14 protein-coding genes, 1 tRNA gene and 2 pseudogenes are annotated in these 21,505 nt (G+C 34.3%); 5 read left to right on the top strand and 12 right to left on the bottom strand.

Annotation, left to right across the window (positions count from 1 at the left end):
- Positions 1-61 precede the first annotated feature (61 nt).
- Positions 62-265, bottom strand: coding sequence for a SlyX family protein (locus ACFIKJ_RS03705; RefSeq protein ID WP_375626827.1), 204 nt, complete (start codon positions 263-265; stop codon positions 62-64).
- 454 nt (positions 266-719) lie between these two features.
- Between ACFIKJ_RS03705 and ACFIKJ_RS03700 the strand changes: the two genes are divergently transcribed.
- Positions 720-792: transfer RNA gene (locus tag ACFIKJ_RS03700), tRNA-Thr, on the top strand.
- Between the two features lie 102 nt (positions 793-894).
- Here ACFIKJ_RS03700 and ACFIKJ_RS03695 read toward each other — a convergent pair.
- Entirely contained in the window at positions 895-1,098 is a 204-nt protein-coding gene (locus ACFIKJ_RS03695) for a helix-turn-helix transcriptional regulator (protein WP_375651817.1), read from the bottom strand.
- Positions 1,099-2,131: 1,033 nt separating this feature from the next.
- Here ACFIKJ_RS03695 and ACFIKJ_RS03690 point away from each other — a divergent pair.
- Entirely contained in the window at positions 2,132-2,794 is a 663-nt protein-coding gene (locus ACFIKJ_RS03690) for a lysozyme (protein ID WP_012754682.1), read from the top strand.
- Between the two features lie 850 nt (positions 2,795-3,644).
- On the opposite strand, the pseudogene ACFIKJ_RS03685 reads toward ACFIKJ_RS03690, so the two are convergent.
- A pseudogene (locus ACFIKJ_RS03685) lies at positions 3,645-4,099 on the bottom strand (integrase); the annotation flags it as partial.
- A gap of 1,483 nt (positions 4,100-5,582) precedes the next feature.
- Between ACFIKJ_RS03685 and ACFIKJ_RS03680 the strand changes: the two are divergent.
- Positions 5,583-5,705 carry a hypothetical protein gene (locus ACFIKJ_RS03680; protein ID WP_375625722.1) on the top strand — a complete coding sequence of 41 codons (123 nt, stop codon included), beginning with the start codon at positions 5,583-5,585 and terminating at the stop codon, positions 5,703-5,705.
- Positions 5,706-6,791: 1,086 nt separating this feature from the next.
- Here the strand turns inward: ACFIKJ_RS03680 and lldD are convergent.
- Both lldD and ACFIKJ_RS03670 read right to left on the bottom strand, forming a co-directional pair.
- Positions 6,792-7,943 carry an FMN-dependent L-lactate dehydrogenase LldD gene (gene lldD, locus ACFIKJ_RS03675; RefSeq protein WP_375670266.1) on the bottom strand — a complete coding sequence of 384 codons (1,152 nt, stop codon included), beginning with the start codon at positions 7,941-7,943 and terminating at the stop codon, positions 6,792-6,794.
- A 1,164-nt stretch (positions 7,944-9,107) separates the two neighbouring features.
- Positions 9,108-10,196, bottom strand: coding sequence for a 2'-deoxycytidine 5'-triphosphate deaminase (locus tag ACFIKJ_RS03670; protein WP_375625718.1), 1,089 nt, complete (start codon positions 10,194-10,196; stop codon positions 9,108-9,110).
- A 239-nt stretch (positions 10,197-10,435) separates the two neighbouring features.
- Between ACFIKJ_RS03670 and mutL the strand changes: the two genes are divergently transcribed.
- Positions 10,436-12,289, top strand: a complete 1,854-nt coding sequence (mutL, locus tag ACFIKJ_RS03665) for a DNA mismatch repair endonuclease MutL (protein ID WP_375653801.1) — start codon at positions 10,436-10,438, stop codon at positions 12,287-12,289.
- Between the two features lie 108 nt (positions 12,290-12,397).
- Positions 12,398-12,634, top strand: a complete 237-nt coding sequence (locus tag ACFIKJ_RS03660) for a DUF2093 domain-containing protein (protein ID WP_375625714.1) — start codon at positions 12,398-12,400, stop codon at positions 12,632-12,634.
- 19 nt (positions 12,635-12,653) lie between these two features.
- On the opposite strand, the gene lpxK is transcribed toward ACFIKJ_RS03660, so the two are convergent.
- The 7 genes and pseudogenes from lpxK to ACFIKJ_RS03625 form a co-directional block, all read right to left on the bottom strand.
- Positions 12,654-13,694: a tetraacyldisaccharide 4'-kinase gene (gene lpxK / locus ACFIKJ_RS03655; RefSeq protein ID WP_375626841.1), complete on the bottom strand. Its 1,041-nt coding sequence runs from the start codon at positions 13,692-13,694 to the stop codon at positions 12,654-12,656.
- Positions 13,684-15,006, bottom strand: coding sequence for a lipid IV(A) 3-deoxy-D-manno-octulosonic acid transferase (waaA, locus tag ACFIKJ_RS03650; protein WP_375626839.1), 1,323 nt, complete (start codon positions 15,004-15,006; stop codon positions 13,684-13,686). The genes lpxK and waaA overlap by 11 nt, the downstream gene beginning before the upstream one ends.
- A 903-nt stretch (positions 15,007-15,909) precedes the next feature.
- Positions 15,910-16,173 (bottom strand): annotated as a pseudogene (locus tag ACFIKJ_RS03645) (type ISP restriction/modification enzyme); the annotation flags it as partial.
- A gap of 259 nt (positions 16,174-16,432) precedes the next feature.
- Positions 16,433-16,678, bottom strand: a complete 246-nt coding sequence (locus ACFIKJ_RS03640) for a DUF4170 domain-containing protein (protein ID WP_375626837.1) — start codon at positions 16,676-16,678, stop codon at positions 16,433-16,435.
- 46 nt (positions 16,679-16,724) lie between these two features.
- Positions 16,725-17,528 carry a 3'(2'),5'-bisphosphate nucleotidase CysQ gene (locus ACFIKJ_RS03635; protein WP_375626835.1) on the bottom strand — a complete coding sequence of 268 codons (804 nt, stop codon included), beginning with the start codon at positions 17,526-17,528 and terminating at the stop codon, positions 16,725-16,727.
- Positions 17,515-18,846 carry a TldD/PmbA family protein gene (locus ACFIKJ_RS03630; RefSeq protein ID WP_375626833.1) on the bottom strand — a complete coding sequence of 444 codons (1,332 nt, stop codon included), beginning with the start codon at positions 18,844-18,846 and terminating at the stop codon, positions 17,515-17,517. The genes ACFIKJ_RS03635 and ACFIKJ_RS03630 overlap by 14 nt, the downstream gene beginning before the upstream one ends.
- 1,696 nt (positions 18,847-20,542) lie before the next feature.
- The gene (locus tag ACFIKJ_RS03625; RefSeq protein ID WP_375626831.1) at positions 20,543-20,992 is read right to left on the bottom strand and encodes a hypothetical protein; all 450 of its coding nucleotides are present in this window, start codon (positions 20,990-20,992) and stop codon (positions 20,543-20,545) included.
- Positions 20,993-21,505: the final 513 nt, after the last annotated feature.

Genomic DNA, 21,505 nt, shown 5'->3' with positions numbered 1-21,505 from the left:
CCTATTACATCTAAAAAAATCCAAGAGACTATTAGCAGAAGAATTTTTAAGCACCTTCTCCCTATTGAGAAAATGGTAAAACAACAGCTTCAGTAACACTCTGTTCTTTTAAATCTGAAAATCGCCTCGCTAAAACATCAACTTTTTTAGATATCTCATCCAAAATTTTCCATTGATTAGTTACTACTAGAGAAAGCTCCTCAATGAATTTTTCTTGGTAAGCTAGCTTCATTTCTAGTTCTATCAGCCGATCTTCATCCGACATGATTCTTACTCCATCTTAAATAAAAAAACGTGATTAATTTTATTAATCCTCCCCCTTTTTCTTCCCATAAAAATAAGAAGTAACTTTTCAACTAATTCTACTCATCTTATTTTCACATTATAAAGGGTTTATAATGATCTTTATTTTCCTAATCACTTATTCAACAAATTTCTTTCTTAAGAATCAGAAAATGTTTTTATCTTTACTAAGTTATCTTGACACCTTTTTCCATCCTCAAGATCTACATTCCTAGCTTCTTAATTTGAGTGCTATCGTAAATTGGAAAGCATTTATAGTATTAAGATCAAAGAATACTGTCCTCTGACTTTTACATACTTCTCCTGCAAATTATTATCATATTTTATAAATTATTGAAAAAATGCATTCTTGCTTTTATACGTACTTTTAGCTATTACCCTCAAATTAGTTTTGTCTCATTGATTTACAAACCTATGCCGCATTAGCTCAGTTGGTAGAGCACATCATTCGTAATGATGGGGTCGCTGGTTCGAATCCGGCATGCGGCACCGCATTTTCTCTTTATCATATTAGAACATCCAGATTTTTTATTTAATTATCTGTTTGAAAACCACCTTTTAGACCACCTTCTACCGTTTATACAATTTTACCTAATCTGTTGTTATTTGCTCCGTATTTTTCTCTGGAGTAAAGGCTAAGATCTCTTTCTTTCTCCACCTCACCGCTCTCCCTAGCTTATATGGCTCCGGAAACAACCCCTGAAGCACCCAATTGCGAATCGTTGTTGTGGATACACTAAAAAGCTGTACACATTCACGGGTTGTTACATATCTATCGCCATCATCAAATATCATCTCATTACCTTTCTCTTTTTTATGTTATGTAAATGGGCGGAGATGCTAGGAGGAGAGAACCTCCCATATCTTCAAGCGGCTTTTTGTTAAAATCTTTTGTATCTCTTGTATTATTGCCTCTAAAAAGATTTCAATAGCTTGATTGATTTGTTTAAGACGCTTCTGGAAACGTAGCCAATACATCACTAGACAAAGATGATACCATTGGCCTCAAATGCCCCATAAAACGCTTCATATGAAAAAGACGAAAGCGTTATTCATATGGAAAAAATATATGAAACCGAAATCATCGTTCAAGTTTATTACAATACAATATTCTTTACAACACTATCCAATATCATTGGTCCATTACTATATTGTTTTAGTTGGAAACAGACTACTAGAGAGGGAGAAAATATCGATTATGTTTTATATAACATTTTATTTAAAATCCTTCATAAAGATATTTTTAAGAAAATTAAGCAATTAGAGGAAAAAATAAATAATAGTTAAATTCACTATAGATTTTTTTATTAAATATGTATAATACGTTACGTGTATATCGTGTTGATTCTAAGATAATTTGTAGATCTATAATATTCAACTGTAATGTTTTTTTGTTTTTATGAAAATAATTCTATGGTGTAATTTATGGGTTATGCAATTACTTGAAAATCAATACCTATTATTTCATTACTTATTATATCTCTTATTTTTTTGTTAAAAAATGCTTTTTTTCATCAGGATTATTGAAGTTTTTTAAGTAAAGTTCTTCTAAATCATTCTGGATCAACTGTAAGAATTTATGAGTAAAATCTATCTGATTATAAATGGATCTATTATAAAGTTATTATCTTGAGATGGAGATCAATTGCTGCAAAATGAATGGTGTTTAGCATAATATTTGTTCAAAAAACGATATGGATTTTAACATAACTCACTATGGAGATTTTGAATTTATTATGCCCTTTCGCTGTTCTGTTCTTAAAAATGAGTAGATGTAAGTTTTCGATTCATATCCTGCTTTGTGTAGGTTTTTTTATAGGTAAGAATAATGCGAAAAATATCAAAAGAAGGGCTTGCATTGATTAAGCAATTGGAAGGCTTACGTTTATCGGCTTATGAATATTCTGGTGGTGTATGGACAATTGGTTATGGACATACAAATGCTGCTGGTGCTCCAAGCGTCCACAAAGACATGCAAATTACGGAAAAAGAAGCTGAAAAAATCCTTTGTCAGGATTTGAGAGAGTGTGAACTCGTTGTTGAAAAAGCCGTTACCGTTCCTTTAAACAATGAACAATTCGCGGCATTAGTATCATTTTGCTATAACGTAGGAATAACAGCCTTTTGCAATTCTACACTTTTAAAAAAGCTCAATAAAGGTGCATATGAAGTGGTACCAACTGAATTACAAAAATGGACAAGAGTAGGAGGAAAACGTATCCAAGGTCTTGTCAATCGCCGAGCAGCCGAAGCAGGATTATGGGCGAAAGGATCTCATGTTGCTCCAAATTATCATGTAGTAGAATCAGAAGGTGTAACAGGTATTTGCAAAGTAGAAGCTCTTGCACCAATCATAGGTTCTTTTTCAGGGCTTGGAGGGCTTTTTTCAGGAAATGGTCCTGTTCAATGGGTTTTAGCAGGCATTATGGTTTTAGCTGCTTGTACAGCTATGGTATACATTGCTAAACGCTTTCAAGAACACCGCCTATGATCTTATGGATAAAAAAATATCTAACAATGACATCAGTGACCATAGCAGCTTTTCTTATAGCTTTAGTGAAAGCCTTTTTTCTTGGGAAACAAGTTGAGAAGCAAAAGCAAACAAAGGAAGCTTTCAAAATAGGACAACACGGCTTAAGGTAGAAAATGAAGATTAATAAGAAAACTGATGCTGCTATGCGTACTAAGCTTTCTAACTGGCTGCGCGACGAATGAATAAACTTCTTGTATTGGATGGCTGCCAATTTATTTGAATCGACAAGATATCAATGTGATTAGTCCAAATTTGGCGAGAAATATTTAAAACATAATGAACAAGGTGCTGGTCTATGTGGTTGGAGACATAAACGGAAAATAAAGTGCTAAGGATACAATTCCTCTGAAAGATTAATCAATGAAAAGATTTGAAAGAGGTCGATATATTCAGATTAAAAGTAAAAGAACTTAAAGGATAAAAACGCTCTGGTGGTCGATTGGATTTAATTAGAGTGACGGAGATGTCTGAGTTGAAGCGAAAGGATTCAACAAGGTTATATTTGTATAAAGTGATTGAGTCTATTGATGTATTCCAAGAGCATCTTTGTTATCCTACCAAAAGAAGATGAGAAAAGATTTTACGGATTGCACTGCTGTCGTCGTTCAAAGAACTAATAATACTCAACGTTCTGTCTTCAACAAAATAGGATTTGGCATGCTTAAGAAAAACAATCCACGGGATTGTATAATGAACAATGGACAGCTTTTATGTGATTTGTGAATGACGTTGTTTCAGCTTTCTAATTGTAATAATGATGTTGAAGATAAGACAAATAGTTCCGCACGGTATCTGCTTTTTCATGCTAAAGTGGCGCAAAAACATTGTGAGTGATCTTGGCTGTTAATTTTTCTGCAGTAAATTCCCTATGTGGGAAATAACATGCAACTCTAGTGGAGAAAACCAGAAACCGTTTTTACCTTCATTTTTTAACTCTGCTTTTTTGCTTTCAAAAGTCGCTTTTGCAGTTTCTTGAAAAATATTGCTTTGCTGTTTTAAGATAACTTGTTCCTGAAATAAAATGGGACCATTACCTTCTTTTAAAACATCACTCTAATATCTTGCAAACTCATATGCTGCTTTTAGAGAAAGTTTGTAACAGAACCGTGCCTTTCACGGCGTTTATTGTGATGTGTATAACGGAAAAATTAAGAGCGTGTATTATCTTTTTGAACATTCAACCACTGTCTTACTTCATCACAATATTTACCTTGAGGAGACACTTTATACAAAAGATGCTGATAATCTATAAATCTCCCTCACCTAATTCACCTTCTCGTTCATCCTTCTATGCATTGCCCGTCCACCTTTTAAACCACCTTAAATTTTTGATATAGAATTTTTTCTTTAATTTTTTTTATTGAATCATAAAAATGATATGCCTCAATCTCACCTCTATACATCTTTATACGCTTTGATTCTTATTTCTAAAGCCCAGACAGCCTGCATATCGCACTGTTTTTATATTTAATATATATTTTTAGATTTATTCGTAACTTGTTAGAAAAGTTGCTATATTTTGATAGAAAATCTTCTATCAATTCACTTTTTTCAAAAGGTTCTGAAAGGATTCTTTAAAAGTCTGTAAAGTTAAAGACTATTTAATACGTATTGTTTCTTTTTTAGAAATCAAAATTGGTGATGCCCCATTCCTTACCAGCAATTGTGTTATTTGCAGAGCAATCTGTATAAGATGGTGTAACCTCTTTTATGAAATTAACTAAAGTTTTTTGAATTTCTAGCATATTGTTTAAAGACAAAAAACTCCCCTTTATTTATGCAAACAGCTTAGACATCGGCTGATAATCCTCTCGCTTATAAAAATCCTTTCTTTATAACCTTCAGAACCACAATTTAAAGTGGTAAAAGATAGAACAAGATTTTTAGACGATCATAATGCATAATAAAAATAGACCAGTTTAAATATTCAATGCTAACACCTGCTAAACAGAGGCAAATAAGTTTTAGCACGCCTTCAAATTGGAAAGACTTAAACCCACGCGCTACGACGGATTCCAACTCTCATCGTACGATTTACCTTCCCTCCAAAACTTAATCGCTGTAAATATAAAAATCTTGAAGCCCATTCTAAATCCGTGAGAGTTGTTGGGTCTTACTGTATTAAACGTTGAAACTCCTCACAGCTACTCATCTGAAATGCTAGATTTTTCATAAAAGGACGATAGTGACGTTGTAACATCCCCCAAAAGTTTACGACATCACCGGAGAGATTATTGCTAATTTCAGGGGATAGAATCAATTTCTGCTCAAAGAAAATCCCACCCATACCAACAAAAAGATTTAGTCTACATGCTATTAGAAATGTCCTCAATAATTTTGATAATTTTTTTAGTCAAATTTCTTTTGTTACCAATATCAGCAGCAACTGGTGTGGAATTAACATAATTATAATTTTTTATTTTAAAATGTATCCCTCATTTTTTACATTCTTTTATCTATCTTAGCCTTCTTTTCACAGCTTCAAGTGATAAAAAGTAACTGCAATGTTAAGTTGTCTTGCATCGAACAAATTGCTCTCAAACTATCCCTATTGGCTAGATGACAACACATCCTCTATTTAAAGAAAGAAAAAATTTTCTTTTTTATTCAGCGATAAAGTAAATATTATCCAATTACTTATGAGAGTAATTCGATCAAATGGAAACTGTAATTTTTTCCACTCTGAGTAATCCTGTACCCGTTTATATAAGTTTAGGAAAGCGCGCTGTTATGAATATTCACAAAAATGCTGCAAAAATTGATATCAGAAAAACTTCTGTTTAAAAAAGGGAAAGATGTTCTCTTACTTGCTACTGAAGAACCTGTTCAGATTTGTCTTGATATTGCTGTAGAGCTTCAAAAAACATAAAGTTATCCCAACGTTTACAAGTGTGCCAACAATTCAACTTTGAGATAATATATCTGTGCTAGAGTTATGCCAATCTCACCAATCTGTTGTTGTCTATGAAGAGCATAGTATCAATGGAGAAGCCTAGAGATGCAATTGTTAAATCCCTTATAGAACAAAACGTTCTATGCCAATTTGTATCATTAGGAATACCTAACGACCCCATCTGTAATAAAAACAAACTCGATTTTTTTAACAAATTATGAAATCAATAGAGAAAGCATAAACAGTGTTAGCAATGACATACTATACAAAAAATATTTAACTGCTTCCTAATATGTTCGCCAGTTCAAAGACATCATAACTCATTGAGGATGCGAGAAAATAAGAAAGAAAAACATTAATTCACGCAGTCTTGCTCTCAGTAAACGAGCTTTTTTAAAGATTGTATGGGTATTTTTTTCATTGCTTAAAAATGTACTCCATAAAAACAATATCATATCCATATAATAATTACCCAATAAAATTAATATAAATAATATATAGATTATAGAAATATTATTTATTAGATCTATTTTTTATTATAATTATAGATTACAATAAACACATATTGACATTTTTAATAATTTTATTTATATGCCATAATTAATATTGTTCTATATTAAAATAAAACTAAATGAAGTTTATAAATTTACGTTTTATGATAATGTGGGAAAGAAGTAATTAACATGTTATATTTTTATATATAGGAGAGAAAAATGCTCGCAGCATTATTTATATCTATTTTTTCTATATCAACAATTGTTTTACCTTTAATATCAGCGCTTTTTCCTTTTTATCCATAGAATGAGCTTTTAATAAAATAAGTAAAAGATGTATGCAATGTTATTAGTGTTTTTTTTGTGTTTATTATTATTAAGATTTTTGCGTTAAATATTATTGTATTTACGGAGTATTATTTTAGTTACTGAGTATTTTCTGTGATTTTATAGAGGAGCTTCTTGATCTTTTCTATTTAACTTTAACTGTCAACATATTTGTAAAATATATAATTATGCTCCTCTATAAAGAGACTTTCTTTTTCTGAAAGCAATAAAAATATTGCTTTCATTGCTTAAAAACATCTATATTTACTAAACTCTTGCGTGTAATATCTTTAATTGTCTGAGTACCGGTCAGTGTCATAGCTACCCGCATTTCATTGGCAAAAAGATCAAGGAGATGCATAACACCTTTCTTACCTGCTGCTGCAAGCGCATAAACAAAAGCACGGCCAATCATAACAGCATCCGCACCTTGTGCTATCATGCGGACAACATCAAGACCAGAACGAACACCTGAGTCCGCTAAAATAGTCAAATGATCCTTTACAGCATCCGCAATTGCAGGCAACGCTCGTGTTGTTGATAATACACCATCAAGCTGACGTCCGCCGTGATTAGAAACAACAATACCATCCGCACCAAATTTTACTGCTTCTCGTGCATCTTCTGGATCAAGAATACCTTTCAAAATCATTTTTCCTTTCCAAAAATCGCGAATCCATTGTAAATCATGCCAACCAATTGATGGATCAAAATTTGCACCAAGCCAACCAACGTAATCATCTAATGCAATTTTCTTTTTGAGATAAGTGGAGACATTTCCAAGATCATGGGGGCGCCCCATAACACCAACGTTCCAAGCCCAATATGGATGAGTAAACGCTTGTAAAAAACGACGTAATCCAGCATAAGGACCAGACATCCCCGAATGCGCATCACGATAACGCGCACCAGGAACTGGCATATCAACTGTAAAAACCAACGTGCGTACACCAGCTAACCAAGCCCGTTCTAGTGCATCACGCATGAAACCGCGATCTTTGAGAACATAAAGTTGAAACCAAAATGCACCTCCAACCGCTTCTTGCACTTCCGCAATGGGACAAACTGAAACAGAGGATAGAGTAAAAGGAATCCCTTTTGCCGCTGCGGCACGCGCTGCTTTTACCTCTCCACGACGTGTATACATGCCCGTTAGCCCAACAGGTGCAAGTACAATCGGTAAATCAAGTGTCTGATCAAAAAGCTTGATTGAAAGATCAACTTCACCAACTTGCCTTAGAATCCTTTGACGCAGTGCAAGAGCTTGAAGATCTTTACAGTTACGTCGCATCGTTTCTTCAGCATAAGCCCCACCATCAATATAGTGAAAAAGAAAGGGAGGAAGATGACGCTTTGCTGCCTTACGATAATCAAGTGTTGAAGAAATAATCATTGATGGCACCATTGTTCCTAAATGAAAAGAGAAGATATCCTAAAACGCATAAAAGCGAATCCGTGTACCTTCCTACTCGATATTCTCCCAAAACGCTCTATTGAATAGATAGAAGCAACAGAGATTGCAACTTTCTAAAAAAACTAATTGATAAAAACAATGTCTTTATTTCTCCTATCCAAATTTAAAATCTCACAGTATGGGGTATCATTAATAACGTATCCACTCATATATTGTTCATGTGCAATTGAAATGTTATATTTTCTTTAAACGAACACCTCTTCGAAAGCGATTGCTCCGCAGCTTAATTAGTTATAATTTAAAGTCGTTTCTCCCTCCACAGGTCCTTACATTATAGGTTATAAGAATATAGATAATATAGAGCCTGTAGTCATTAAGTATAAACCATAATCTCCCCTAAAAGATAAAAAAATCCTTTATTAATACTGGAAATAAAGCTGTCGCATATATCCAGAAATCTTCTTATATCAATACTCAAAACTGAGACTTGTTACTTACTTCATGAAAGTTTATAAAAATATATAGTGCCTAATTCACATAAAGCATAAAAAAAATTTTAACGTTCATACGAGTAGAAGCTCTCCATATTGAATTGAATAATTTTCTAGCAATATTTTATATCTTGAAGCTATAAATGAGTTACTAAAAGTAGAACAATTTTTATTAAAAAAATTGTTAATAAACTGTAGTGCAAAACTTCTTTATTGGCTCTTAAGGATAATTTTTATACGAAATAAAATATACTGGTCATTCAAGCTCTAGAAAAATGGAGCAATAGCAGCATCCAATCTCGCATGTTTACTTTGAAAAGCAAATACGTTACTGTTATATTGAATTTTAGTAATTTATTGATTTATTATAATCAATAAATACGAATAACATATTGAATATAGTAAAATTCTTTCATTTTAGATTTTTTCATGATGAAATAATCAAAACTATTCTTTTGCACATCATAAACGAAGTTCCTATAGATACAACCTCTTGAAAAAAAGAAATAAAAATGCCTCTCAAATGCAAGGGATGCAATAACTTTGGAAACTAAAAATAGAATGAATGGCGCCGGTTTTGCGAAGAACAAAATTTTCTTTTATCCAAAATACACTTTCTGCATACATGTTATCAAAATTCGTAGTTTCCAACTCATTTAAAATGCTTGGACAACTTTAAACCCTGTGCTTGATAATGTGATCCAACATCATGTCCATAAAGGGTTGATGGTCGATTAAGCATATGCTCATAGACCAAACGGCCAATCATTTGACCATGCTCTAAGATAAAAGGAACTTCATGGCTCCGCACTTCTAAAACCGCTCTTGCTCCTTTTCCACCCGCTTCCACATGCCCAAATCCTGGATCAAAAAAGCCTGCATAATGCACCCTAAACTCACCAACTAAAGGATCAAAAGGAGTCATTTCTGCGGCATAAAGCGGAGGCACATGAACAGACTCTCGTGAAACTAAAATATAAAATTCATCAGGATCAAGAACCAACTCCCTTTGACCACGATCAAAAAGAGGTTCCCAAAAATCTAAAACGTGGGCAACAGCACGTTTATCAATATCAATAACACTTGTATGATGTTTACCACGATAACCTATAAGCCCGTTTTCGTCTCCCTTTAAATTAATGGAAAGACCAATACCACCAGCGCTAATATTAGGAAGATCCTCCGATATCAGTGTTTCTTGCTTTTGCAAAGTGTGTAACTCAACTTCATTTAAATAACTTTGCCCTTTTCTAAACCGAAGCTGTGATAAATGTGAGCCTTTATGCACCAAAATTGGAAATGTGCGTGGACTAATTTCCAAATAAAGTGGACCATGATAACCAGCACAAATTTTATCAAACTCCTGAGCGTTATCCGTAATGACACGCGTAAAAATATCTAATCGGCCTGTAGAACTTTTGGGATTGGCAACAGCAGATAAAAATTCTGGTAAAGCTAAACTTTCCAAAAGAGGAACAATATAAACACACCCCGTTTCCAAAACGGCTCCGTCTCGTAAGTCAAACTCATGCAACTTTAACCGTTCAAGCTTATCCAAAACTTTTGTATTAGGACCCGGCATAAAAGAAGCACGTATACGATAAGCTTTCTCCCCTAAACGAAGATCAAGGCTTGCTGGTTGTATTTGAGATCTATCAAATGGATACTGAGCCTTGAGAAAGTTATTCTCAATCAGAGCTTGTATATCACTATCTGCTAAAATACCGCTTATACGCGCCATATATATTGCCTTCCCTTTTTACATTGTTTCTTTTTTGACCTAGATGATAAATTGGTGCAAGCTATTTTAAGGTGATAAAAACTATTTTTTCTGTTTTTTCCAACCAATTTGTTAACATAAAATAAAATAGGAGGTATTGTAAAAATAATACCTTCCATACTCTCTTATTCTTGAATGTCGCGCAAATGATGTTATCATAATTTTTTATAGAAGCCTTAAGATTCCTGTTAGAATTTATTATGATTATACGCCATCTTAGCGAAAATATTATTAATCAAATCGCCGCTGGTGAAGTTATTGAACGACCAGCAAATGTTGTCAAAGAACTTGTTGAAAACGCTATTGATGCTGGTGCAACACGCATCGAAATTATTACAGCAAATGGTGGAAAAAATTTTATAAAGGTGAGTGATAATGGTTATGGAATTCCTGCAGATCAGTTAACTTTAGCAGTTTCTCGCCATTGTACCTCAAAGATTACCGATGACGTACACAATATCTGCTTCCTTGGGTTTAGAGGAGAAGCCCTCCCCTCTATTGGTTCTGTTGCTAAACTTAAACTCATTTCACGAACAAAAGATGCTGAGAGCGCTGCTGAAATTTCCGTTACTGCAGGAAAAATTGTAGGACCCAAACCAGCTGCTGCAAACCTTGGAACAATTGTTGAAGTTCGTGATCTTTTCTTTGTCACGCCGGCACGATTAAAATTTATGAAAACCGATCGGGCTGAAACAAATGCTATTAGCGATATGATTAAGCGAATTGCTATCGCATTTCCACATATCCGCTTTTCTCTTTCAGGACTAGACAGAACATCTATGGAACTGTCCGCTACAGAAAATAATATTCAAGGACAATTGCAACGTATTACGCAAATTATGGGAAAAGAATTCGCCCCTAATAGCATCGCACTGAATGCTAAACGCGAAGCAGTGCGCTTAACGGGTTTTGCCTGTTTGCCATCCTTCAACCGAAATAACAGCCTTCATCAATTTGCTTATGTTAATGGGCGTCCCGTGCGTGATAAATTTCTATGGGGCGCTATCCGAGGCGCTTATGCTGATGTCATGACACGAGATCGTTATCCTGTCGCTATTCTCTTTATTGATCTCCCACCTGCTGAGGTAGATGTTAATGTACATCCAGCCAAAGCTGATGTACGATTCCGTGATCCAGGATTAATTCGTGGTTTGATCGTTGGAGCTATTCGTGAAGCATTACAGCAATCTGGTATTCGTCCTACTTCAACCCGTTCTGAAGCAACGCTAGCTGCATTTCAAATACAAAAACCATTGGCACAACAACCGTTAGGCAATTTTAAGAACACGTACCAGTCCTCTTCTTATAGCCCACAGCCTCATCATTTTGCCACCGCTTCAATGGTTCACAAACCATTGGATATTACTAGTTCTTCTGGTTTAAAAGAAGATGCTACTCCTATTATGGAGGGCTTAAATATACCAAGTGGAGATGCATACATTCCAAACACTACATCTTCATCAGAAGAGTTATCTTATCCATTAGGAGCGGCCAGAGCACAAATCCATAAAAACTATATTATCGCCCAAACACAAGATAGTTTGATCATTGTCGATCAGCATGCAGCTCACGAACGATTGGTTTATGAAGCACTCAAAAATGCACTTTATTCCAAACCGCTTCCTTCACAGTTATTACTTATTCCTGAAATTGTAGAACTCTCTGAAGAGGATGCAACATGCCTTTTAACCCACAAAGATGCTTTGCAAAAATTTGGATTAGGAATAGAACCATTTGGACCAGGAGCAATTGTTGTGCGTGAAACACCTTCCATGTTAGGAGAGATCAACGTCCAAGCCCTTATTAAAGATCTCGCAGATGAAGCCGCTGAATATGATACAACAAACAATTTAAAAGCAATGCTTGATTATGTTGCAGCAACGATGGCTTGTCACGGTTCAATACGGTCTGGGCGCCTTTTACACCCCGAAGAAATGAACACACTGTTGCGACAAATGGAGGCAATACCCAATACAAGTACATGTAATCATGGACGCCCTACTTATATTGAACTCAAATTGGCAGATATAGAACGGCTTTTTGGCAGAAAATAAACTCTTAACCATTTTGACAAGAAAAATATTTTTAAATTAACTCTCGACTTTATAATATATCTTATGGCACTTTTCCTGAATCTCTTGTATCAGTAAAAAGGAGTTATAATGTTTTCCGATAGTGAACGCGAAGCAAAAATTCATTATTCTAATAATGGATATGACATTATAGAATATGGTTCCTATACCATTTGTGCTGTTAGCGGACAAAAGATCCCTATAGATGATTTAAAATATTGGAATCATCACCGCCAAGAAGCATATGCTAGTTGTGAAATCTCCTATAAGCGCGAACTTGAGTGCAACCCATATCTCAAGCAATTGTTAAAAACAAAAGAAAAATAAACCCTCGAAAGCTATAAATTTAGCCTTTGCCTCTTAGACAAGAAAACTCAAGGGAACGTTTTCTAAAGCGGGTCATGACCTCCTCAAGGACTATGCGACAGAAGTCTTTTTGAACAAAATCGACATTCACATCAAAGACAATAAGATTTTTCAAATCTTTTTGCGTGTGAATTGTCTGTATACGGGTATAATCTTTAGCTGTTGTTGCTAGCCATAAATTGTGCATTTTAGCCTTTTGTATAAGGATTTTTAAATTTTCATCTGTGAAAAAATAGTGGTCTGGATATATGTAAGTTTGCACCACATGACCAGACAATTCTTTAATAGATTTAAAAAATTTATCTGGATTGCCAATCCCAGCAAATGCCAAAAATGATTTTCCTGAAACCTCATCAGAGGCACTGGCTTTAAGATGAGCACGATATAAAGGCTTTCCAGTACGAGACACAAGAAAAGCAACATTATCAGGCGCATCGGAGTGACCAACCAATAAAACACTATCCATAAAAGAAAATTGCGTTTTTAATGGTACGCGCAAAGGTCCTGCTGGAAAGACAGCTCCATTACCAAAACCGCGCATCGCATCAACAACGAGTAACGTATAATCCATATAAAGACGGCGACTTTGAAATCCGTCATCCATTAAAATAAGATTACATCCCTCTTTTTTCAGCCGTTGTGCCGCTGCATAACGATTAGGTGATACAGCTACCAAAGCATGCCGTGCAAGTAAAAGTGCCTCATCTCCAACATTGTGTGGAGTATCATATTTCTCATTTACAAGATGTACCCCTTTAACTGATCCACCATAACCACGTGATACAACACCAGGTACGAAACCAAGTTCTTTAGCCACTTTGGTAAAAGCAATAACAACCGGCGTTTTACCCGCACCGCCACATGTAAAATTTCCAATACACAAAACTGGCAAATCAATCACGGGAGGCTGTCTTGCCATAAAACGACTTGAAAAATAACCATACCCCCATGAAACTGGAGCTAATACAAAACGCAAAAAGCTTTTATTTTTCCACCAAAAATGGGGGGCGCTAATATGCATATCTACCCTGACGCTGACGTAAACCTGTTTGTATTACAAGGGGTTGTAAAAATGGATCTAAAATCTTTAATGTGCGCTCAAGTGCACCTGCCATATTTGTCGCCACTTCATGAGCCTTATCAACCATTTCTTGTCGCAATGTTTCATTTGTTAAAAGCTTATACACCTGAATAGCAAGCTGTTTTGTATCTTGAACCATATATGCTGCATCATGCGTTAAAAATTGTTCGAACATCTCTTGAAAATTTGAAACATGGGGCCCTGTCAAAATAGCGGAACCAAGCAAAGCCAATTCCAATGGATTGTGTCCACCATTTCCACATAACGACTTACCAACGAAAGAAACTTTCGATAAGCGAAGAAAAAGACCCATTTCTCCAATTGTATCTCCCCATAAAATATCGGTATTCATGTTTGGAACAGCATCTCTACTCCTACGAATAAAACGTAATCCCTTATTGTCGCATTTTCTGATAAGATCTTCTGAACGTTCAGGATGACGAGGCACAATAATTGTTAATAAATCTGGCAAATAATTTTTAACAATCTTATGGACCTCAAAAGCAATTTCCTCTTCCCCTTCATGCGTTGAAACAGCTGCCCAAACTGGGCGATTGCCGATAGCATTACGATAACGTGCAAGCAATGCTTGATTTTCAACCAGAAAAACATCAGCCTTGAGATTACCAGAAAACGTAACAGATTTTACGCCAAGTGTATGGTAATAAGCTACATCTCTTTCGTTTTGACCAATCGCCAAATCAATATCCTTAAAAATATGTTTGGCAAGAACGCGTCGTTTTTGCCAAGCTTTAAAAGAACGTTCAGACATATGGGCATTAACCAAAATCTGCGGAATACGCATTTTTGCAAGTTCTTTAATACGAAGGGGCCAAATTTCTGATTCACAAATCAAGACGAGATCAGGCTTCCAATGACTAATAAAACGGCGCACTGCAAAATCTAAATCCAAAGGAGCATATTGATGAATCAACCTATTACCAAAATGTTTTTTCACAAGAGTAGAAGATGTTACAGTCCCAGTTGTCATTAATACATTGATTTTTAATGATAAAATATAGTTTACAAGTGGAACAAGTGCAAGTGTTTCTCCAACACTTGCTGCATGCAACCAAACTAACGAACCTTGGGGACGTACATGAGAACTTTTACCTAAACGCTCTTTTTTGCGACACCACTCTTCTTTTCCACGAATAGCACGAAAGAACAAATAAAAAGGAATAACAGGACATAAGAAAAAACCAATCATCCGATAGCTTAAAAGAGCCGTATGTGCCTTTAATTCTACCATTTAAATCACCTCATCCAGCTACTTTAAGATATCTATATGCTTATTTTGTTAAAAAATTCATCAACACTATTAGTTACATCCATATTTTTTTAATATCATCCATATCTTGAATAAAAAACGCTTCACCCATGAGAAAATTCAATACATAAAGGACAAAAAACGTAATTTTATCGCCATATTTTTTTTAAATTTTCCTATAAAGATAACATATACAGATTATTTAAATCTCTTTTAATGAAATTTTGTATCACTTCATTCTGCACCCTATGAAAAGTCTTACTCAAAAAATAACAAAGCTACATTTCAGTCGATTATAATTTTGAGAATATAAATGATAAATATCATACAACCTATAACATAGATTATATCAATTTTTTTCAGCTCACTGAATAAATACTTCTTATGATTTTAGTAAAAATTTGAATTTTGCACGTTGATATTTTAGAGAAAAAACTTATTTTTACATATGTTAGGTATTATCAATTTTTCAAAAAATAATCCATATAAATATTACAACCTATATAAATACAACAAATAAAATATGTTTAAAAGAAAGCCCAATCTCTATAATTTCATTTCAATAAAATGAATATGTAAAACTAATCTTAAAAAAACTTTTGAGCGGTATAAAGTTCTCATTTTAAATTGTGATATAATCTCTTAAAGGTAATCCAGAAAAATCTAATCTTGTTTAATAGAAAATTTCTTAAAAGTCTTAAAGCAATTTAAATAAGAGTTTTCAAAATTTTAAATCCTCTCTTTTCAGGAAATCGCATGGTATATTATTCCTTTTAAGGTTGTATATAATCAACGCAAAATGATTAATTTATAGATTGTAGTTTTAAACGAGTACTCAAGAAATCCTTATGAGGTAAATTAACTTCATCAATCTATTCAGTTTTTCTAAGTTTCTAATTTTGGTAAGTTTCTAACGACTTTCATGGTTTCTAAGCTTATAGTGATAACTTGTTGGAAAAATTCCAATGGATAAGTAGGGAGTGCTAATAATCTCAACGAAGTAGTAATTGGTATCATTAATAATGCTACTCTTTTTATTAATCTGAACGCATTAATGTTTCATACTCCATTCAAAAGCAGAGTGACTATTCACAATATAATCATAAACTTCGAGTGATCGCTCGTCATGATAATATTGCTGTTGTAAATAGGTTAATAGAACTGTCTTGAATTTTTATTAAGCGTAAAGATGGTGGTATAACAATGGATTTTATACCTTGCACGGACACCATTATGAAATGTGCTTGGGTGCCTTGAAAGATGTTTCCTTAAGAAAACATATGAATTTTAAATAACAAGCATATTTTTTTACGGCATTCTATTTTACCCAAAGAACGTACCTATGAAAAGGACGACTAAACAAAAGCGTGAAACAATCTACAAGCTATGATGACCAAATATTCAAGCTTTATTCTACATCGCCTAACTCAGCATCAAGACACTGATGCAAATCTACAATGTAATAACGTTGTAATGCATTATCTACACTGCTTTGTGCTTTTGCCTGCCATGCTTCTTTAGCCGATTGATAATCTGAGAAAATACCAACCACATCTAAATCATCAGGATTCTTAAATTGATTACTGTTAAGATTTTTTAATTCCCCACCAAATACAAGATGTAAATATTGTTTTTTTTCTTTGGTTTCAGTCATATGTGCCTCTATATCATTTAGATTATTTTAGCGTGCTTTTACGTGATTAAACTAACTTTGTTTGACGAACAACACCTATCATATCTTGACAGCAATTATTTTTACCAGCAATTAAAAGTCCATATTGGTAAGGTTCAATTCCATAAGATAGTAAAGGGGCATCAAGCGATAAAAAACACCCTCCACACTCCTGCAAAATAAGGTCAGCAGCGGCAATATCCCATTCATGACAATTCGGACGAACTAATACGATATCAATTTCATCTTGAGCAACAAGGACAATACGATAAGCAAGAGAAGGAAGATAATGGTAAAGACTAACTCGATTGAGAAAATCATCTGGTAATTTTTGTGCGAGCGATTTATCAAGCGAAATTTTATATTTTCGATGCCCCCCCGAAGTTAAACGAGGAAGTTTTACCCCATTTAATGTTGCCCCTCCACCCGTTACAGCTGCATAAATGTCTCCTTGAGCCGGACATTGTAGAACGCCCACAATAGGACGCCCATTCTCAATAATGGCAACCGAAATACACCAATAAGGACTGCCAGAAAGAAAACCTCGTGTTCCATCAATAGGATCAACCACAAAGGAGCGTTCATAATCTTGTTGTTCTCGATTATCTTTTGTTTCTTCTGAAATCCATCCATAATTTGGACGCGCTCCAAGAAGCTTCTCTTTCAAAAAATGATCAACAGCAAAATCTGCCTCACTGACCGGTGAATTACCTTCTTTAATCCAAACATCCAACGTGCATCCAAAATACCGCATTGCTAAATCTCCTGCCTCTCGACAAACATCACGCAAAAGATTTAAATCAGAAGAATGATGCGTGTTATTTTCCTGCAAGTGTCATCCCTTCAATTAACAATGTTGGAGCCGCCGTACCATAACGCCGATCAATATCATTGGCAGGTGTTAAATGTGCTAACATATGAAGCAAATCAGAACCTAGCGTTACTTCACTCACTGGATAAGCAATTTCACCATTTTCAATCCAAAAACCGGAAGCCCCACGACTATACTGACCAGTAATAAAATCAATGCCATGACCGAATAATTCGGTCACATAAAATCCATTTCGCAAATCTTTTATCATATCACAAGGCGATACTAAACCTGGTTCAATAGCAAAATTTGTACTTGTCGGCTGCACTAATGATGCCGAACGCACACCGCGTCCATTTGTTTTAAGTCCCAATTCACGTGCTGTAGCTGATGAAAGAAGCCAATTTTTTAAAATACCATTTTCAATAATATTGAGTGCTTGCCCCTCTACCCCTTCTCCATCAAAAGGATGAGAAGCATTTCCACGTAATCGCAAAGGTTGATCGGTTACATTAACATTAGGCTTCATCACTTCCTTGCCTAGGAAATTCTGTAAAAGACTTGTTTTACGAGCCACAGAGGCTCCATTGACCATAGATGCGATATGCCCTGCAATTCCGCGAGCCGTACGCGGATTAAAAATAACATCAACACCCCCAGTCGCCGCACGAACTGCACCCAAACGTCGAACAGCACCAAACCCTGCATTCTTTCCAACAGTTTCTGCTGCCTCTAAATCAGAAAAATGTAAGGCTGTTGTATAATCATAATCCCGCTCCATTTGTGTTCCTTCACCTGCAAGAGCACTACAAGAACGTGAAAAACAACTGGAGCGATAGGCTCCACAAAAACCATCGCTGGTCACAAGAATAAACCCACTACGGCCATAAGCTGTTGCAGCGCCACCAGAATTACTTACACCTTTAACATCAAGAGCTGCTGCCTCTGTTTTTAAAGCATCTTCTGTTAAAAAATGACTACTTGGCACAAAATCATCAAAAAGATCAAGATCTTTAGGAGACTTAACCAGACACTCTTTATCTGCCAAACCTTCAAATAAACTATCGGGAGAAGCTTTAGCCATCGCAACAGCACGTTCCGCAAGTTCTTGCGGATAAGACGCTAAATTAGCAGAAACACTTGCTACTTTTTTTCCAACAAAAACCCTTAGAGTAAAATCATTGCTCTCTGCTGCTTCTGTTGATTCGACTTTCCCAAAACGCACTGATACACTGGTAGAATGAGCATGAACAATAACGGCATCAGCAGCATCTGCCCCAGAACGCCTTGCTGCTTCAACCAATGAAACAGCTTTCTCAATCTGGTTTTTGTCAGTCATTATAGACTCCCTGAAATATTTTATTATTTACATTGATAAGCACTCTGACAAATTTATATAAATCAGAATATACTCTTGTATGTTTATTCATAAGATTACGCATATTTCATGCATTTTTTTCTTTTAATGCATCGAATAATTTCCCTTTTAGCTTCTTTATGAAAAGACGCAGTATGTCGTAAAATTTCTTTAGTTTCAAGATTTCTCATTGCCCCTTATCATTTTAGAAAACCCAATCTGTACTGATAATCAAATCAACCGAAAACTTGGCAATCAACAAAAGACCTAGCAATAACACTTGAATTTAAGTCAAAATCCTCAAAAATTCGAAAAGCATAAAACGACTTAAGTCACAAGCCTTATGTCCTCTGGATAGTGAAATAACTTCCTTCATTCCTATAGCACTCTTTAATTTCCAAGCAAGAATCAAGAAAATGCCTTATATTTGTGTATACTTCTTTGCTTCTATAAACTCTCTCACAATAAGATGGCAATCTTGTAAACAAAAAGACATAAACGGAATAAAAAATTTTTCCTTTCATTATGGTTTCAACAAAATGAGCAGTCATAAACTTCTTTACCCTCATGGACGTGGTATCACAAAGAACTCATTTTTTATATTTATCAGAAATAAGTTATAATCATAACATTCTCTCTCGTTTCTAATACGTCTAATCGAGAGCATCTCATTTTTTCATGCGGCATCCTTAATCGGTTATTTTGTTATTAAACAGGCATAATTTGACTGACTTCTTTTTCCTAAAATAAAAGTTCCAAAATACAGGATAGATTTTGATTTAAGAACTATACTCTTTCCCTTCCATTAAAAAATAAAGAAGCGTAGTATTGTCATAAAATGATAATTAATAAAACTTTTATATGAAACTCAACGTTGTATCTATCTTTCAATTCAATCTGCAATAAGCGTATTCTTCCAATTAATTTTGGCAAGTTTATCGCTCATAATTGTTTTAATAGATACAAAAATATTTGCAGAAACTGGGATATCTGTGCGCATTTTAAAAAATCGCTTTTTTAAACATTTAAACCAAATACATACAACGATACGAGATTAATTTTTACGAAAATTAAGGGAGGTTTTATTTTATCATCTAGAGCCTTTTAGAACTTCCACTCTCTAGAAAAGTGATCATCTTTTAATCAAAAAAACACTTTGATTTATAATCATAATTGATCGTTTTGTAATTTGCATAAAAGAATCAAATATCATTAAATTTTCTCCATTTTAAACTTATTTATGTTGAGGAAATCACAACTATTTGCTCTCACATCATGAATAGAGGTAATATTGATAAAACCTATTTAAGAAGAAGTCAAAATGCCTTTTATGAATGCTCCCAAATCAAAAACTATCGCAATACTAGAAACTGGCAAATATCATGACAATATCGACCTCAGATTCACAAGAGCAGAAATAAGCTTCTACAACTTTCTTTATTTTCAGTAAAAATGCGCACCTTATAAGCTTTTATATATTGAATAAAATTCAATGACTTTTATAAGATCTTTGGTGCAAAATTAATTTTCTCAGATGATTTGACTCGATTTCAACGACTAATGAAAAAACAAATCATAGCTCATCGATTTGCTATGTACTCATAACAAATTTTATTCTAACAAGACTAAGGTTTCTGCGCCTTTGTAAAGGTATTAACTTCTTTATAAATGCACCCCCTTACGAGATGATTTTGTTTTCAGTAAGAGCACGTCTGCTCATTTCAATCATTGCATCCCGAAGATGTAACTTAATTTTTGACCCAATAATCATTCCAAAGAAAGGAGAAAATAAACCAGACATGGTTACAGTATGACGAATTTTGTTATTTGAAGAACCCGATTTTGTTGAACAAATATATTCATGATCAAAACTCATACGTGTAAAAGGAAGTTTAGCATAATCAGAAAAGAAAACATTTTTTATAACTTTATCAAGTGTAAAAGTTACTGTAGGTCCCTTTCTAGGTTTCATGCGTCCTGTAGCCCCTTCTTTGAAAGGACCAGAAAGTTCTACCCACTCAAGTTCACTATCCCAACAAGGCCATGATGACACATCTTCCCATATAGCCCAAATTTGCTCAGCACTCGCTTCTGTGTTAATTTCTTCGCTATATATCCATTTAAACATGATAATCTTCCCTGTTTTAGAAATCATTTAGTTTTATTGCTTAAGAATAATATAAAAATTATTCTTAAAAATGTAATAACGATAACACACTTAATACTTTCAGATTTACTTAATATAATGATTAACTCACTAAGCGATATTAATAAAATAAACACACAAATGTTCAGTATAAATGAACACTATTGTCTACCTTAAATAGAAAATATCTGTTTTAAGTTCATACAATAACAAAGATAAAAGTTACGCACTATTTAGGATATAAATGCAGACTGCATAGTTGAAAGCTTTCAGCTGCTAATGAGATGTTGATGATTAATGTGCAGCCGAAAGAAATGAGACAAAAAGGTATCATAACTGTTGTCGTGAAATATATATCCTATTGGAGAAAAAACATTCATCGGTAGTAAAGCTAATAATACACTAAAGCTTTGACAATGTGTTACACTTTTAATGTAGATGAAATTAACAAATCAGCATATAACTTACAAAAATTAGCAGCAATACATACTGCTA

The organism is Bartonella sp. PS7NMGDW, assembly GCF_042193585.1.
Lineage (GTDB): Bacteria > Pseudomonadota > Alphaproteobacteria > Rhizobiales > Rhizobiaceae > Bartonella > Bartonella grahamii.
The sequence above is the reverse complement of the archived record's forward strand: the minus strand, read 5'-3'. Positions and strand labels throughout refer to the sequence as shown.